Source organism: Erythrobacter sp. (assembly GCF_036351135.1).
Lineage (GTDB): Bacteria > Pseudomonadota > Alphaproteobacteria > Sphingomonadales > Sphingomonadaceae > Erythrobacter.
Map to the genome: position 1 here is coordinate 136,526 of NZ_JAZBON010000034.1, position 15,051 is coordinate 151,576.

Below are 15,051 nucleotides of genomic sequence, written 5' to 3' on the forward strand. Positions count from 1 at the left end.
TCCGATCATTCGGGCGGCCCGGCCTGCAATTGGTCGAGGATTTCATCCCATCGCACCAATTTGAAATTCTGTGCACGGGGAGGATTGATGCCGTCCTGCGCAACGAACAAGCCGCCGGGAAATTCCGGGCCGAAACTGCGTGTATCGAGCTCAATACCGTCGGTTTCTTCGGCGCTTCCGTAGTCTCCGGTGCCGATCCTGAATCTACCCACGGGGGCATATCCGGGAAGGCGGTAAACGGCGAACGCATTGTCGCCCTGCGAAGAAGCGACGAGATAGCCAGCGTCCTCACCTTGTGGAGCGAGCGCCAAGCCTTCGACATCGGCGACGAGCATCGCATCGTCCACAGACGCGACGATCCTCTTCGCTCCGGTTTCCAGGTCGATGGCCCAGATCCCCGCCATCTCCTCGCCGATATAGAGGGTGCCGGTTCGCGGATCGATGACGCAGCCTTCGGGCTGGCTCGGAACACTCGTCAGCACCCGCGTGCTCGATTCCCTATCCGCCGAGGCGAGATCGGTGCGGTAGATGATGCCGTTCTTCGGCGCGCTGATGATCGTGACCGCATCGCCTGTGCCGGCGGGCGTCATGCAGATGCCGTAGCCTTCGCCCTCACCGACCCTGATGCGTTCGGTGGGCACGAGCTGTCCGTTATCGGTGTCGAGCCTCGCGAGCTGAATATGCGCGGTGGCAAGGTCGCTGCGGTCGCTTGCGGCGACGAGCACGTTTCCGCCCGGCAATTCGACGAGGTCCACATTGTTGAGCCCCGGGGCGGGCATGAACGACAATTGCCTGCCCGAAAGATCGTAGACGTACAGGCCGCCTTTCTTGTCGGTGCCGACGATCAGGCTCGATGCAGGATCGGCATTGTTGCGCCAGATCGCCGGGTCGTCCGCTGCGTCTTCGTTGGTGGTGCCTACCGGGACCGTTTCAGCGCGTGCGACAACTGTCACTGCAGGATCGCCCGTGACGGGGATCGAGGCGCAGGCAGGGATAAGTCCCGCCGCACCGATAGCAAGTCCATGAAAGGGGCGAAAATTCATATATCCGCTCATTAGAAAGTCAGCCTCACGCCGCCCTTCATGGTCCAATTGTATTCTTCGTACTGCAGAATGTTCTGCCGACCGCCGAGATTGTTGAAGGCGAAGAATTCGGCGTCGTTGATGTTGATCCACTCGAAATAGAGCTGGAGCTGGTCGATCACCTGATATCGCGCGGTGAAATCGAGCTGGAAGTGGTTGTCGACGAAACGGTCGAATTCCGGCCCGTCGCCGTTGATCTCGTCGAGAAAACCATCGCGATAGGTACCGGCAAGGCGCAGGCTGACCGGGCCCTTCTCGTAGCCCAGCACGGCGTTGAAGGTGTTCTCGCTGGTCGCGGGAAGGGCGATGTTGCGAAAGCTTGGCGTGTCCGTGACCGAACCCAGCGGGTCGGTCACGACCGATCCTTGCGCGTCGGTGAAGGTGTAGTTCGCCTGGACCAGGAAGCCATCGAGCGGTTCGGGCAGGAAGGCGAGCTGTTGGTAGAAGCCGAGCTCGAACCCGAAAATCTCCGCGCTCTCGCCGTTGATGAAGCTTTCCGCCTCTTCGAAATCAGCGCCGAGGAAGGTCCCAGGCCCCTCGAAAACCACCCCGACCAGGTAATCTTCAAGATCCTTGTAGAAGATCGCGGCGGTGAGCGCGCCATTGTTGGCCATGTAATATTCGATCGAGGCGTCGACGTTCCAGGCGGTCGTCGGATCGAGGGTCGGATTGCCGATGACCGCCTCCTGATCCTCGTCGATTTCCACGCGCGGGGCGAGCTGTTCGAAATTCGGGCGAACAAGGCTGCGATAACCTGCGAAGCGCAGGACAAGATCGGGTTGCGGAGCGTAGCGGATTGTCAGGCTCGGAAGCCAGTGATCGTAATCGCGCTCGAAATCGAGCGGCGTCACGGTGACGTTCTCATCCTCGTCCACAGCAGTCGTGAAGCCGCTCAGGCTGTTGTCCGTGCGTTCGTACCGCACGCCGCCGATGACGAGCAGGTTTTCGCTTTCCCACTGCCCCAGAAGGTAGGTCGCCAGGATATCTTCCTCGACCGCGTAATCCTCGTTCGCACTGTCCACTGCGCTGTCGGGCTGGACGAGATCGAAAGTATCCCGGTTGGCGAAGAAGAAATCAGTCGCTTCGGTCAAGCCGGGAAGCGGGGCCAGGTTTTCAAGGGTGTTGGACGGCCCTTCGCCCAGCACATCGGCGAGCGTGTAGTCGTCGCGCTCGTAGAATTCGATCGTGCCGTTGAATTGCTTCTCGCGAAAGCGCGCTTTCACACCGCCCTGAACCCGGAACACACCTGCATCGGAAACGAAGTCGTAACCGAGATCCAGGCGGCCCGCGAACTCTTCGTCTTCGGCGTCGGACAGGGCGGTGAACTCGACTTCGTCGAGCTCGTAGAGCGTGGGGTCGAAGAAGCCGGCGCTGTTGCCCGACACGTCGAAGGTCGGCCGCCGTTCGTCGCTATAGTCGAAGCCGATGCCAAGCCCGCTATCCTCGAATTCGGCGAGGAAGACGGTGGGGTCGACCGATCCGTTTTCGAACTCGGTCGATTTAGCCCAGCTGATCGCATATTCCGCATCGAACCCGCCAAAGTCGCTCTCCCCGCCGAAGGTTAGCGTGCGGATGCGTTGGCGCTCGAAGCGGTCTTTCACGTCGCGTTCGATTTCGATGACGGTTTCGTCCTCGGGATCGTCCGGGTCGCGGCTGTCGTCGAATGTCGGGGTCAGGCCGCTGCCCCCTACATTCGCATCGCCGAGCCCGAAGGTAAGCCTGCGGCGGAATTCCTGGTCGTCGAACTGGCTCCAAACACCGCGCAGGTAAAGCTCGGTCGTCTCGCCGATCCGCGCATCGAAGCCGAGCGAGGCGCTGATCCGCTCGCGCTCGACGAGATAGTCGCGATACTGGACCTCTTCGGCGTAGATCAGCCCATCGTCGATGGTCCAGTCATCGGCCTCGACATTGTCGGTCTGGAACTTGCGATTGTAGAAGGTGAGCCCGCCGGAAACGCCGAAATTGTCGGTCAGGCGCGTTGCGAAATTGGCGCCAAGATCGGGCGTCAGCTCGTCGCGAAGCTCGTTGTAGCTGCCCCCCAGGCGCACGACGTAAAGCGGTTCGCGGCGGTCGAAGGCGCTGGTCGTGTTGATCTCGATCGAGGCGCCGATCGTGTCGGCGTCCATGTCGGGGGTGAGCGATTTCTTGACCTCGATCGACTCGATGATTTCGTTCGAGACGACATCGAGCGCGACTGCACGGATGTCGCCTTCGGGCGAAGGAATGCGCACACCGTTGATCGAGGTTGCGTTAAGGTTCGGGTCGAGCCCGCGAACCGCAACGAAGCGTCCCTCGCCCTGATCGTTTAGGACATTGATGCCGGGCAGCCGGCGCAGGCTTTCGGCAACGTTCTGATCGGGGAACTGGCCGATGGAATCGCGCGTCAGCACATCCGACACCCCATCCGCCGCGCGCTTGCGCGACAGGGCGGAGGCCTGGCTCGCGCTCTGCCCGATGACGAGGATCTGCGAGCCGCTTTGCCCGAGCGCGAAATTCTGCGTTACCTGGCCCTCTTGCGGGACGGCTATCGTGAAACTGACCGGTTCGGCCCCGACATAGGTCGCGGTGACCGTGTAACTGCCTCCGGGAACGTCGGAGAAGACATAGGTGCCGTCGCGCGAAGTGGTGGTTCGGCGACCCAGTTCCTCGATCCGCACCTCTGCCGCCTGTAAGGCATCGGTGCCCCCCGCATCTGCGACCACGCCCCTTACTTCGCCCGCCATGGCAGGGGCAGCGATCGCGGTGGCCAGTGCGAATGCGCCCGCAGATACGAATAGTCGATTATAGAGCATGGTTCCCCCACCGGTCTTTGCCTGATGAGAGTCTCGCCTAACCGCCCGCCTTTACGTTGCCGCGACGGGCGCATAACCGTTCCGTGACGGTTTCGATCGGATTGACGCGAAAGCGTCACCCAGCCGCGATGGCTCCGCTCCCATGCGCATTTTCGGATCGCAGGCATGTGAAGGTACCACCGAGGCGGCCTAAGACTAAAGTCTCTCTCGATGGAACAACCTCAACGCAATAGGCTGTGTAACACGGTTCCGGATTCCTGAGCGAACATGGAGCCGGAGAAAAAAGGGAATGGAGGGACATGGACGATACAGATACAGGCACCGATCCGGAGGACTTCCAGGGCTCGGGTGAAGACGGGCCGGCAAAAGGCGCATCCTCCAGTCCTTCGCGCACGAGCGAACCGGGCAGCGAAACCAGCGCGGCGGAAGGTGCCTATTGGCGCGAGAACATCCGGCTGCTGACGGGGCTGATGACGATCTGGTTCTTCTGTTCCTACGGCGCAGGCATCCTGTTTCGCGACTTTCTCGATCAGTTCAGCCTCGGCGGATACCCGCTCGGGTTCTGGTTCGCCCAGCAAGGCTCGATCTACATCTTTATCGCGCTCATCTGCTTGTACGTGGTTCGTATGAAGCAGCTCGAGCGCAAATACGATCTCGACGACTGAGGGGCACGGCCATGGAAACGCAAACCCTGATCTATATCTTCGTCGCGGTCAGTTTCTCGCTCTATATCGGCATCGCGATCTGGAGCCGGGCGGGATCGACCAGGGATTTCTATGTCGCCGGCGGCGGCGTGAACCCCATCGTTAATGGCATGGCGACCGCCGCTGACTGGATGAGCGCGGCGAGTTTCATCTCCATGGCGGGCATCCTAGCCTTTGCTGGATATGATGGCTCGGTCTACCTGATGGGCTGGACCGGCGGCTTCGTGATGCTGGCGCTGCTGCTGGCGCCCTATTTGCGCAAGTTCGGACAATTCACCGTGCCCGATTTCATCGGTACGCGGTATTATTCCAAGACCGCCCGGGTGGTCGCGGTGATCTGCCTCATATTCATCAGCTTCACCTATATCGCAGGGCAGATGCGCGGCGTGGGGATCGTATTCTCGCGCTTCCTCGATGTCGAGATCACCATGGGGGTCATCATCGGGATGGGTATCGTCTTCGTTTACGCCGTGCTCGGCGGGATGAAGGGCATCACCTACACCCAAGTCGCGCAATATTGCGTGCTGATCTTCGCCTATATGGTGCCCGCCTTCTTCCTCAGCTTCATGATCACCGGCACGCCCATTCCGCAGATCGGTTTGGGATCGGAGGTTGCCGGTGGTTCCGGCATGTCGGTCTTGCAGAAGCTCGACAGCGTCTTGGTGGATCTGGGTTTTACCGCCTATACCGACGGATCGAAAAGCATGATCGACGTGTTCTGCATCACGCTCGCGCTGATGGTCGGAACGGCGGGCCTGCCGCATGTGATCGTGCGTTTCTTCACCGTTCCCAAGGCGTCGGATGCGCGCAAGTCGGCCGGTTGGGCGCTGTTCTTTATCGCACTCCTCTACACCACAGCTCCGGCAGTCGGTGCCTTCGGGATGCTGAACTTCGTCGATAAGGTGGACGACACCGAATATAGCGAAGTCGATCCCTTCTTCCCGCTGTGGGAGGCCAATGGACTGCTGGCCTTCCAGGACAAGAATGGCGATGGCGTGATGCAATATCGCCCCGGCGCCGCATTCGAGGGCAGCCCCGAATATACCGGCGAAAGCGGCCCTTCGGGTGAGCGGCTGCTGGCGAATACGCCCGATCCGGACAGCGCCAACGAGGTCTATGTCGACCGCGACATCATGGTGCTAGCCAATCCGGAGATTGCTAACCTTCCCGGATGGGTCGTGGCGCTGATGGCGGCCGGTGGTCTCGCGGCGGCACTGTCGACGGCGGCAGGCCTGCTGCTGGTAATCTCCAGTTCGGTCAGTCATGATCTGTTGAAGAGCACCTTCGCACCGAAAATCTCGTCCAAGACGGAGCTGCTTGCGGCACGCATAGCCGCGACCGCCGCGATCCTGGTGGCGGGGTATCTCGGCATTTACCCGCCGGGATGGGTCGCGCAGGTGGTGGCGTTTGCGTTCGGACTGGCGGCATCCAGCCTGTTTCCCGCCATCTTCATGGGCATATTCTTCAAGTCGATGAACAAGGAAGGTGCGATTGCAGGCATGGTGTCGGGCCTGGTCTTCACCTTCGCCTACATCCTCTACTTCAAGCTGACGAACCCGGCGGCGAACTCCGCGGAGAACTGGCTCTTCGGTATCTCGCCCGAAGGGATCGGGGTGATCGGCATGATCATCAACTTCGCCATGGCGATCGGGGTGGCGAGCGTGACGGCCCGGACGCCGGTCGAGATCCGCAAGCTGGTCGATTCGATCCGTGTGCCGCGCGGCGCGGGCGAAGCGCACGCGCGCTGATCCTCCCGGCCTAGGTTCGCAGGAACAAGGGGCGGCGCTCGAAGGAGTGCCGCCCCTTCTCTTTGGCTGCAATTACCGCGGCAAGCCGCTTGCGCAAATGCTCGAATTGCGTAGCATCGCCGCCGGGAAAGATATGGGATCAAGTTGCTAGGCTCGGCTATCGCGGCAGCTTGCCTTTACCTGGCCGGCCTGTTTTGGTTGGCCGCCTGGCGGGATCGAACCGCCCGGAGCCAGCGCGCCGAGCCGACCAGGCCCGGCTTTCTCACCAGGCATTCGGGAACGATCTACGGGCTGAGCCTCGCGGTCTATCGCACGAGCTGGACATTCTTCGGCGGGGTCGGGACGGCGGCCACCGCGGGCCTCGACTACCTTCCGATCTATCTTGGTCCGATCCTCGTCTTTACCGTCGGTTTCGGCATCGTGCGAAAAATCCTCGCCCAATCGAAAGCTCAACATCCGACCTCGATCGCCGACTTCCTTTCGGCGCGATACGGCAAGAGCGCGGGTGTCGCCGCGATGGTGACGATCATCGCCACCATCGGCTCGCTTTCGTACATGGCGTTGCAATTGCAACCGGTCGGCGCGTCGCTGGTGACGCTCAGTCCCGGCCTCATCGATCAGGTCGCCGCCGACGAGCTCGTGTTGCTCGTGGCCGGCTCCATGGCGCTGTTCGCGATCCTCTTCGGATCGCGCCAGGCGGACCAGGCGGGCGACAATGCGGGAATGGTGCTGACCATCGCGGTGGAGGCAGTGGTCAAGCTGATCGCGCTCCTCGCCGTCGGTGCTTTGGCCATCGCGCTAGCATCAGCGCCCGGCGCTCCCGGCACTGACGCCAGCGTGGTTTTCTCGATTCATCAGATCGATGCGCGCTTTGCCACCTTGACGCTGATCGCCGCCTGCGGGGCCCTGTGCCTGCGCAGACAGTTTCACATGAGCTTTGTCGAAGCGGAGGGAGAGCGGGCGACGCCGTCGATGCAATGGGTGTTTCCGGCCTATCTGCTGCTCACTGCGCTCATCATCATCCCGATCGTCCTCGCCGGTCTTATTGTCCTTCCCGCCGGGACCGATGCCGATACGATCGTGCTCGCCCTGCCGCTTGCGACGGGTAATGAGATGCTCGCCATTCTCATCTTCATCGGTGGGTCTTCCGCGTCTGCCGGCATGATCGTGGTGGCAAGCGTGGCGCTATCGACCATGATCACGAATGACATCATCGCGCCATTGGCCTTTCGAAAAGCGCTGATCGGAGCGGCCGATCGCAGCAGAATTGCGGAACGACTGCTTATGCTGCGCCGGCTGGTGATCGCCGCGCTGCTGTTTTTCGCCTATATGTTCTATCCAGGCTTCGGAACTCTCGGCAGCCTTGCCGGACTGGGCACGCTGGCTTTCGCCGCAGCCGCGCAATTCGCCCCCGGTCTCGTTCTCGGCATGATCAGCAGGACCGGGAACAGGGCCGGGATGATCGGGGGTCTGGGAGCGGGCTTTGCGCAGTGGCTCTTGCTCCTGATCATCCTGGTGGCGACGGGTTCGCCGCCGATCCTCTCCATTCACGCCGACCCTCTCGTCTCGGGTGTGATGTTGAGCCTTGGCGCCAATCTGGTGGCTTACTGGATCGGCTCCTCCGTGCATCGGCCGTCCATCGTCGATGCCGCTCAGGCGGCTGCGTTCGTCGGAACGCCGATGCCCGGCGCGATACCCCGGCTTGTCACAGATCGCAATCGAGAATATCGACCAGGGCGTCGCGCTCGTCGATGCCGAAATGCACCTGGTCGCCTGGAACAGCCGGTACAAGGAGCTGTTCGATCTGCCCGAAGAACTGGTCATCGTCGGCAGGTCCATCGCCGAGCTCATCCGCTTCAACCTGGCGCGAACCGACCCGCCTTCCGACAAAATCGAGCAGCAGATCGAAAGAAGGGTCGAACATATGCGGGCCGGCAGCGAACACCGGATCGAGAGCGAACAGCATGACGGCCGGGTCATGCGAATCGTCGGTTCTCCCACGCCCGGAGGCGGATACACCACGTCCTATACCCACATCACCGAAGACCGCCGCGGCGAGCAGGCGCTGGAGGAGAAGGTCGCCCAGCGCACCGAGCAGCTGAGCACGGCCGATCGCGCGCTTGCCGAAGCGACCCGGTCGAAAACCGCAGCAGGGTGCATCGGAGCAGCAACAAAGCGCCATCATGGCGGGGCGCGAACAGATGCGCGCACAGAGCGAAGCGCTTCTGGCCACCACGCAGGATTTGCAGACCCGTCAGGACGATCTTGCAGAACAGATCGCCGCCGCATCGCCAGCGAGCGGCGCATCCAGCCCGGGAGAACGACTTTCAGCTATGGCGGCTACGTCAAACTTGATGCCATCAGGCAGCGCACGAGCGGCGGGCAACTCCCTAACAATTCGATCCTGCGCGATTTTCTCATCCCGGTCGCCATCCCGGTCGGCGGCGAAGCCAGCGGTTTCGACACCGATTTCATCGGTGTGACCCCGGGCACCGTGTTCGATCGCCAACCTCTGATCCGGTACACCAAGGGCGGGTTGCAGCTTGCCGTCGAGCAGCCCGAAACGGTGGTCACGACTTCGACGGGTTCACGGCTCGAAGCGGGCGACGACCAGCTGCCCGACTTCGTCGCACGCTACAATTGGGGCGGCGACTGGGGTTCGCTGACCGTGACCGGCATCGTGCGCCAGCTGCATGTATTGAACGATGACCTGATAAGCGTCGATGACAGCGCGCTCGGCTATGGCCTCAGCATCGCGGGCAAGCTGCAAGTGGGCGGGCGCGACGACTTCCGCTTCATGGCGACGGCCGGCGATGGCTCGGGCCGTTATATCGGCCTCAATCTGGTGAACGATGCGGCCATCACCGCCGATGGTAAGCTCGAGCCGATCTTCACCTATTCGGGCTTTGCAGCCTTTCGGCCCAAGTGGTCCGACGCGCTTCGTTCGACGATCGCGGGCTCGTAGTTCAAGGCGGACAATCCGATCGCGCTGACCACGGACCAGGTCACCGACGAGAGCTGGAACGCTTCCGCCAATCTCATCTGGAGCCCCGTCGACACGCTCGATATCGGCATCGAGCTAATGTATGCCGAGCGGATTCTCGAAGATGGGCGCGCCGGAAACCTTCAGCGCGTTCAGGTTTCGACTAGGTACAATTTCTGATATTTGCCGGATGGATTTCTGCGAGCGCGCTCGCCGGGCTTTGCGACAATCCTAGAACGACTGTTCGACCCGCAAATTCAGCAATGGGGCCTCGCTTTCGCTATCGAACCTTTCGCCGGTCAGCGGAACGGCGAGTTCCACGTCGAGATCGAGGTCTCGCGTCAGATCCAGTCGAATGCCGCCACCGGCCGATGCGAGTGAGCCGCCGCCGCGTCCGTCCTCGAGGTTCGACACGGTGCCCCCATCGGCAAACGCGTAGACCTGGCCTTTCGGTAGCCAGAAACCGCTCCCGCGCCAGCCATAGCGCAGCTCGCCGAACCCCATGATGCCCTCGTCACCCGAGCGTTCGTTGAAATTGTATCCACGCAGGAACGAGGTGCCGCCAAGGCCGAGGTCTTCGGTGGCAAGCAAAGGATCGCTCGCCAATTGTCCGCGCGCGCCGAGAGCCACGCTGACCGGACCGGCAATCGGGCGATCCCAGACAAGCCAGCCATAGAGGCTGGTGAACTCCGCCGAGGCGTCGTCGCGCGAGGCGAGAGGATCGCCGGGCTCGGTGGCCGAAAGAATATCGAGCCCTCGCGAAACCATCAGCCGGCCGCGATAGTCGCCCTCGGCGAAGCGCCCGCGCGAATAGAGTCCGGCGCGCACCGCCGGAACCCTGTCGTGCCGCGCCAGCTGCCCTGCACGCGACTGCCGAAGGTCGGTGACGTCGAATTCTCCGACGGCCCAGACACTCGTCGACCGGCGCCGAAGCAGCGGATAGCGCGCTTCGACGCCCGCTCGCCAGAATCTGCCCTCGATATCGCGGTTGGCAAGGAAAGAGCCGGGTTCGGTGCGCGAATAGGACGCGCGCGTGCCGATTTCGAGACCGCTCGCATTGACGACCATTCGGTAAGCGCCACGGACGAATTGCAACTCTTCGGGCTGGAAGGGCGTCGTGCCGACTGTTAAATCGATCTCGTCGGCAGAGTCGATGACCCCGTTCAGATCCAGATCGAGGCGCGCTCTAACCGGGCCTACCGGACGCGAACCGTTATTTATGACCTCGACTGAGGCGAAGGCGTCCGATCGTCTTGCCCTGACGATCAAAATGCCGGTGTCCCCGTCTTTCTCGAACCTGCTGGCGAGTATGCGAACACCGGAGATGTCGTCGGCGAGAAGGATATGGCGTTCGAGCCGGTCGCGGGTCACGGGTCCGCCCGATCGCAGGGGCGCCAGCTGACGGACGATGGCCTCGTCCTCGGCGCCTTCGAGCTTGATCTCGTCGACCGTTCCCTCGTCGAGCTGTACCCGCAGAACGCCCATTGCGAGATCCTGTTGCGGGATCAGGACGGTGGCAAAGACGTATCCGTTGTCGCGCGCACGCTGCGCTATGGCGTCGGCAAGCCCGGCGAGTTCGGCGCGGGAAATGACGCCCCTCGTAAACCGTTCGACGATGTCGACGAATTCGCTATCGGGTAGCGCTTCATTGCCTTCGATGATGATCGAGCCGACCTGGAAGGCGGCATCGTCAGTTTTGAGGACTGTGCTGCTATCGGCAGGCGCAGACGTTGCCGGAGGAGCTTCCTGCGGCAATTCCTCGAGCAATTCGTCGTCCTGCTCTTCCGCCTGTGTAGGCTCCGCACGGTCGAGCGCCGTCTGCGCCAGGATCGGCGCAGCGGATGCGATCGCAGTGGTGAAAATCATTGCGCGAAAAAGCGCCATCGGGCCGGTTCCTGTGCTCGTGGTTGCCGAGCGTTTGGCTCCAAGGCGCTAAAATTTCGTCAATTCCTTAAATTATTAACTGACTTTGCTTACCGCACGAACATGGGCGCGAGATAGGTGGATGCACGAAGGAGTATCCCCGAATGATTTTATCTCGCGCTCTTGTCCCCGTGGCGCTGTTAATGTCGAGCACAAGTGCGCTGGCGCAATCCGGCCCCTGGACCGTGTCCGAGGCACGCGGACAGGTGACCATCCGTTCCGACGACGGCCAGCGCGACGCGCGCCGCGGTTCGACGGTGTCCGCCGGCCAGCAGATCGTGACCGGCAATAGCGGCAATGCCACGCTTACCCGGGGCCGCGAATTCGTGACGGTCAAGCCCAACACGCGGATCACGATCGCTCCCGAAGAGCGCGAGCGCAGCGTCATCCAGATGATACAGGATTTTGGCAGCGCGATCTTCGATATCGGCCGCCAGCCCGATCCGCATTTCGGCGTCGACACCCCCTATCTCGCGGCCGTGGTCAAGGGCACGACCTTCACGATCACCGTTACCGAGGCGGGCAGTGCCATGCAGGTGACCGAAGGGGCGGTCGAGGCCTCGACTCTCGATGGCGGGGCGCGCGATCTGGTGCGATCGGGCGAGGTCGCGATGATTGCTGCCGACGATCGCTTTCGGCTGAATATCGAGGGCGACGTTCCCCGGCAGATCGACAGTCCGCAGCGCGGTCAGGTGAGTACGGCCCCGAAAGCGGTCCAGCCGGCATCGATCCAGAGTGTCCAGGGACAGGCGAGCCAAAACTTGGCCTCTGCGGTCTCCGGATTGCGCGGCGCTGTCATCGACTTTGCAGTGGGAAGCTCGTCCGTCGATCTCGAGGAATTGACCGACGGGTTGGTAAGCGGGGAAGTTGAAGGCGGCATCGATGTACTGATCGCAGACATCGCCTTCGATGAGGATGTAGCGAGCGAAGAGCCGATCGCCCAAGAGCCGGTAGGGAACGATCAGCCTGAGCCCGAACCCGAACCCGAACCCGAGCCGGAGCCAGAACCTGAGCCGGAGCCGGAGCCAGAACCTGAGCCGGAGCCAGAACCTGAGCCGGAGCCAGAACCTGAGCCGGAGCCAGAACCTGAGCCTGAGCCTGAGCCTGAGCCTGAGCCGGAACCTGAGCCTGAGCCGGAACCTGAGCCCGAGCCGGAACCTGAGCCAGAGCCTGAGCCGGAACCTGAGCCAGAGCCCGAACCTGAGCCTGGCGACGACGACGATGGCAATAACGGCCATGGCAACGATGACGACGGAGACGACGATAGCAATCCTGGCCGCGGCAATGGTGGCGGGCCCGGCAACGGCAACGGCAACGGCAACGGCAACGGCAACGGCAACGGCAATTCCGGCGACGACGACTGGGATGATGACGATTGGGACGACGACGACGGTGACGGTGACGATGACGATGACGATGGCGACGATGACGATGGCGACGATGACGACGGCGACGATGACGACGATGACTAAAATCGCTGCGTCGTCATCCGGCGCCGCGATCGAATGATCTGCGAGAAATAATGCAGCTATCCGGGCGTCGCCATATTGGAACCCTGGCGATCATTGTCGTCAGTCTGTGTATATCGGTCGTCTCGGCGTCGACCGACTGGATCCGCCTGCTGGAGAATGAACAGCACGCCGCGGTGGCTGCTCTTGGATCACGCGACGCCTCGGGCCAAATCCACATTGTCGAAGTCGATGCCGAAAGCATTGCGAGCATTCGGCAATGGCCCTGGAAGCGCGAGCACTACGCCCGGCTGGTCGAACAACTGGACGAAGCGGGCGCGCGTTCGATCGTTTTCGATATCGATTTCTCCTCCCCCTCCTCGGCGGATGGGGACGCGCAGTTCGCCAACGCCATCGCCGACGCGCGCGCCTCCGTCGTCATGCCGACCTTCGCGCAAAACGCCTCAGAGACGCTGGATCGCCAACTCGACACGCTGCCCATCGCACCTTTGCGCGAACATGCCAGCCTTGCTTCGGTTTCGGTGATACCCGATGCCGACGCCCGCGTTCGCAAAATGCTCTATGGCACCATGACGCAAGGTATCGCGCGGCCGACCCTGTCGGCGCAGATTGCGGGGCAGGCGGGCTCGATCGACTCCGCATTCGCCATCGATTTCAGCATCGATCCGCAATCCATCCCGCGCCACAGCTTCATCGATGTGGAGCGCGGCCAGTTCGATCGTCGTTCGGTCGAAGGCAAGGATATCCTCGTCGGAGCGACCGCCATCGAGCTCGGCGATCGGTACGGGGTTCCCGTATATGGCGTCGTTCCCGGCGTCACGATACAGGCGCTTGCCTCGGAAACGCTTCTCTCGGGCGGCCTGAGGGAGCTTGGCTGGGTGCCTCTGATTCTGGTAGCGGCCTTGCTCGCGATCTTTATCGCCAATGCGCGATCCTATGTGGAGGTCGCAGCGCGGGCGGGCGGAGGCCTGCTGGCGATATCGGCTATCACCATTGCGGCTTATCATGGGGCGATGACCCTGCTGGACATGATGCCCGCGGCTGTCACGATCCTGGTTGCGGGACTGGCGCAAAGCATTCAGGTGGCGAGAAGGCAATTGCGCGAGCGCGCCTTGATCGATCCCGATAGCGGTCTCCCGAACTCGCGCGCCTTCGCGCGCCGGTCACACGACGACGACCAGTTGATCGCCGCCGCCTATATTGCCGATTTCGACTCGATACGCGCGGTTCTCGCGAAGGACGAGCAGGGCAAGATTATCGAACGTCTTATCGAACGCATGAACGCGGCTCATCCGATCGGCGAAGCGTTTCATGCCGATACACGCGTCATCGCCTGGACCCACAAGGGCGAGCATCGGGATTTGGTCAACGGCCTCGAGAAAATTTCGGCCGCGATGCAAAAGCCGATCGAAATAGGCGCCACGCGCATCGATTTACGCATTGCCTTTGGTATTGCAGCGGGCGCGGACCTCGCCTCGGCAATGCTCGCGGCGTCTGAGGCGGCCAAAGAACAGAAGCTATGGCATGCGCATGAAAGCACCGAGGCGGCGATCATCGAACAGCGCGTATCGCTGATGGGCGAACTCGACGAAGCCATCGAGAGCGATGAGCTGAAAGTCGTGTATCAGCCCAAATTGCGTCTCGAGACCGACCGCATCGAAAGCGTCGAAGCTCTGGTGCGATGGGAGCATCCCAAACGCGGCTTTCTTAGCCCCGATACGTTCATCCCGCTCGCCGAAGAGGCAAACCGGATCGAGGCGCTTACGCTGTTCGTTCTGAACCGGACTATCGATGATCTGGCCGGGTGGTGCCGCGAGGGCATCGTCATATCGGCAGCGGTCAATGTATCGGCAAATCTCGTCAGTTCCGAAAGGTTCGTCAGTGCGGTCGAACGCATCCTTTCGAACACAGGCGTCCCGCGCGAGCGCGTGATCCTGGAGGTTACCGAATCCGCGGCCATGCGCGATCCGGAAACCGCGGTGCGCAATCTAGAGCGTTTCCGAAAGCTGGGTGTTCACATTTCGATGGACGATTACGGGACCGGCCAGTCGACGCTGAGCTATCTGCAGAAATTACCACTGACCGAGCTCAAGATCGATCGCGCTTTCGTGCAAAACGCTCATGAGGTGCGCAGCGATGCGTTGCTCGTGCGATCCTCAATTCAGCTCGCCCACTCGTTGGGCCTTCGCGTGGTATGCGAGGGTGTCGAGGACGAAGCGTGCCTCCAATTCCTGCGAGCCAACGACTGCGACTATGCGCAAGGCTATTTCATTTCCAAACCGCTGAGTTCGCCCGACCTGATGAATTTCCTGAACAGTTCGCAGTTCAGCGAAGTGGCCTAGGCCCTGGT

9 protein-coding genes are annotated in these 15,051 nt (G+C 61.8%); 6 read left to right on the forward strand and 3 right to left on the reverse strand.

Going from position 1 to position 15,051, the window contains the following annotated elements; all coding sequences use genetic code 11:
- Window positions 1–5: 5 nt before the first annotated feature.
- Together V2I30_RS13710 and V2I30_RS13715 are read right to left on the reverse strand one after the other, a co-directional pair.
- Window positions 6–1,043 carry a phytase gene (locus V2I30_RS13710; protein WP_330662738.1) on the reverse strand — a complete coding sequence of 346 codons (1,038 nt, stop codon included), beginning with the start codon at window positions 1,041–1,043 and terminating at the stop codon, window positions 6–8.
- 11 nt (window positions 1,044–1,054) lie between these two features.
- Complete coding sequence (locus V2I30_RS13715; RefSeq protein WP_330662739.1) at window positions 1,055–3,874, reverse strand: TonB-dependent receptor; 2,820 nt, start codon at window positions 3,872–3,874, stop codon at window positions 1,055–1,057.
- 299 nt (window positions 3,875–4,173) lie between these two features.
- Here V2I30_RS13715 and V2I30_RS13720 point away from each other — a divergent pair, with 299 nt between their 5' ends.
- From V2I30_RS13720 to V2I30_RS13735, 4 genes are all read left to right on the forward strand, one after another.
- Complete coding sequence (locus V2I30_RS13720) at window positions 4,174–4,539, forward strand: DUF4212 domain-containing protein (RefSeq protein ID WP_330662740.1); 366 nt, start codon at window positions 4,174–4,176, stop codon at window positions 4,537–4,539.
- Between the two features lie 11 nt (window positions 4,540–4,550).
- Window positions 4,551–6,326, forward strand: a complete 1,776-nt coding sequence (locus tag V2I30_RS13725; protein ID WP_330662741.1) for a sodium:solute symporter family protein — start codon at window positions 4,551–4,553, stop codon at window positions 6,324–6,326.
- 1,759 nt (window positions 6,327–8,085) lie between these two features.
- Window positions 8,086–9,291 carry a PAS domain-containing protein gene (locus tag V2I30_RS13730; protein ID WP_330662742.1) on the forward strand — a complete coding sequence of 402 codons (1,206 nt, stop codon included), beginning with the start codon at window positions 8,086–8,088 and terminating at the stop codon, window positions 9,289–9,291.
- Between the two features lie 108 nt (window positions 9,292–9,399).
- Entirely contained in the window at window positions 9,400–9,489 is a 90-nt protein-coding gene (locus V2I30_RS13735) for a hypothetical protein (RefSeq protein WP_330662777.1), read from the forward strand.
- Window positions 9,490–9,540: 51 nt separating this feature from the next.
- On the opposite strand, the gene V2I30_RS13740 is transcribed toward V2I30_RS13735, so the two are convergent.
- Window positions 9,541–11,193: a ShlB/FhaC/HecB family hemolysin secretion/activation protein gene (locus V2I30_RS13740; RefSeq protein ID WP_330662743.1), complete on the reverse strand. Its 1,653-nt coding sequence runs from the start codon at window positions 11,191–11,193 to the stop codon at window positions 9,541–9,543.
- A 143-nt stretch (window positions 11,194–11,336) separates the two neighbouring features.
- Between V2I30_RS13740 and V2I30_RS13745 the strand changes: the two genes are divergently transcribed.
- Both V2I30_RS13745 and V2I30_RS13750 read left to right on the forward strand, forming a co-directional pair.
- Window positions 11,337–12,704, forward strand: coding sequence for a FecR domain-containing protein (locus tag V2I30_RS13745; RefSeq protein ID WP_330662744.1), 1,368 nt, complete (start codon window positions 11,337–11,339; stop codon window positions 12,702–12,704).
- 50 nt (window positions 12,705–12,754) lie between these two features.
- Window positions 12,755–15,043: a putative bifunctional diguanylate cyclase/phosphodiesterase gene (locus V2I30_RS13750; RefSeq protein WP_330662745.1), complete on the forward strand. Its 2,289-nt coding sequence runs from the start codon at window positions 12,755–12,757 to the stop codon at window positions 15,041–15,043.
- The last annotated feature ends 8 nt before the right edge of the window (window positions 15,044–15,051 follow it).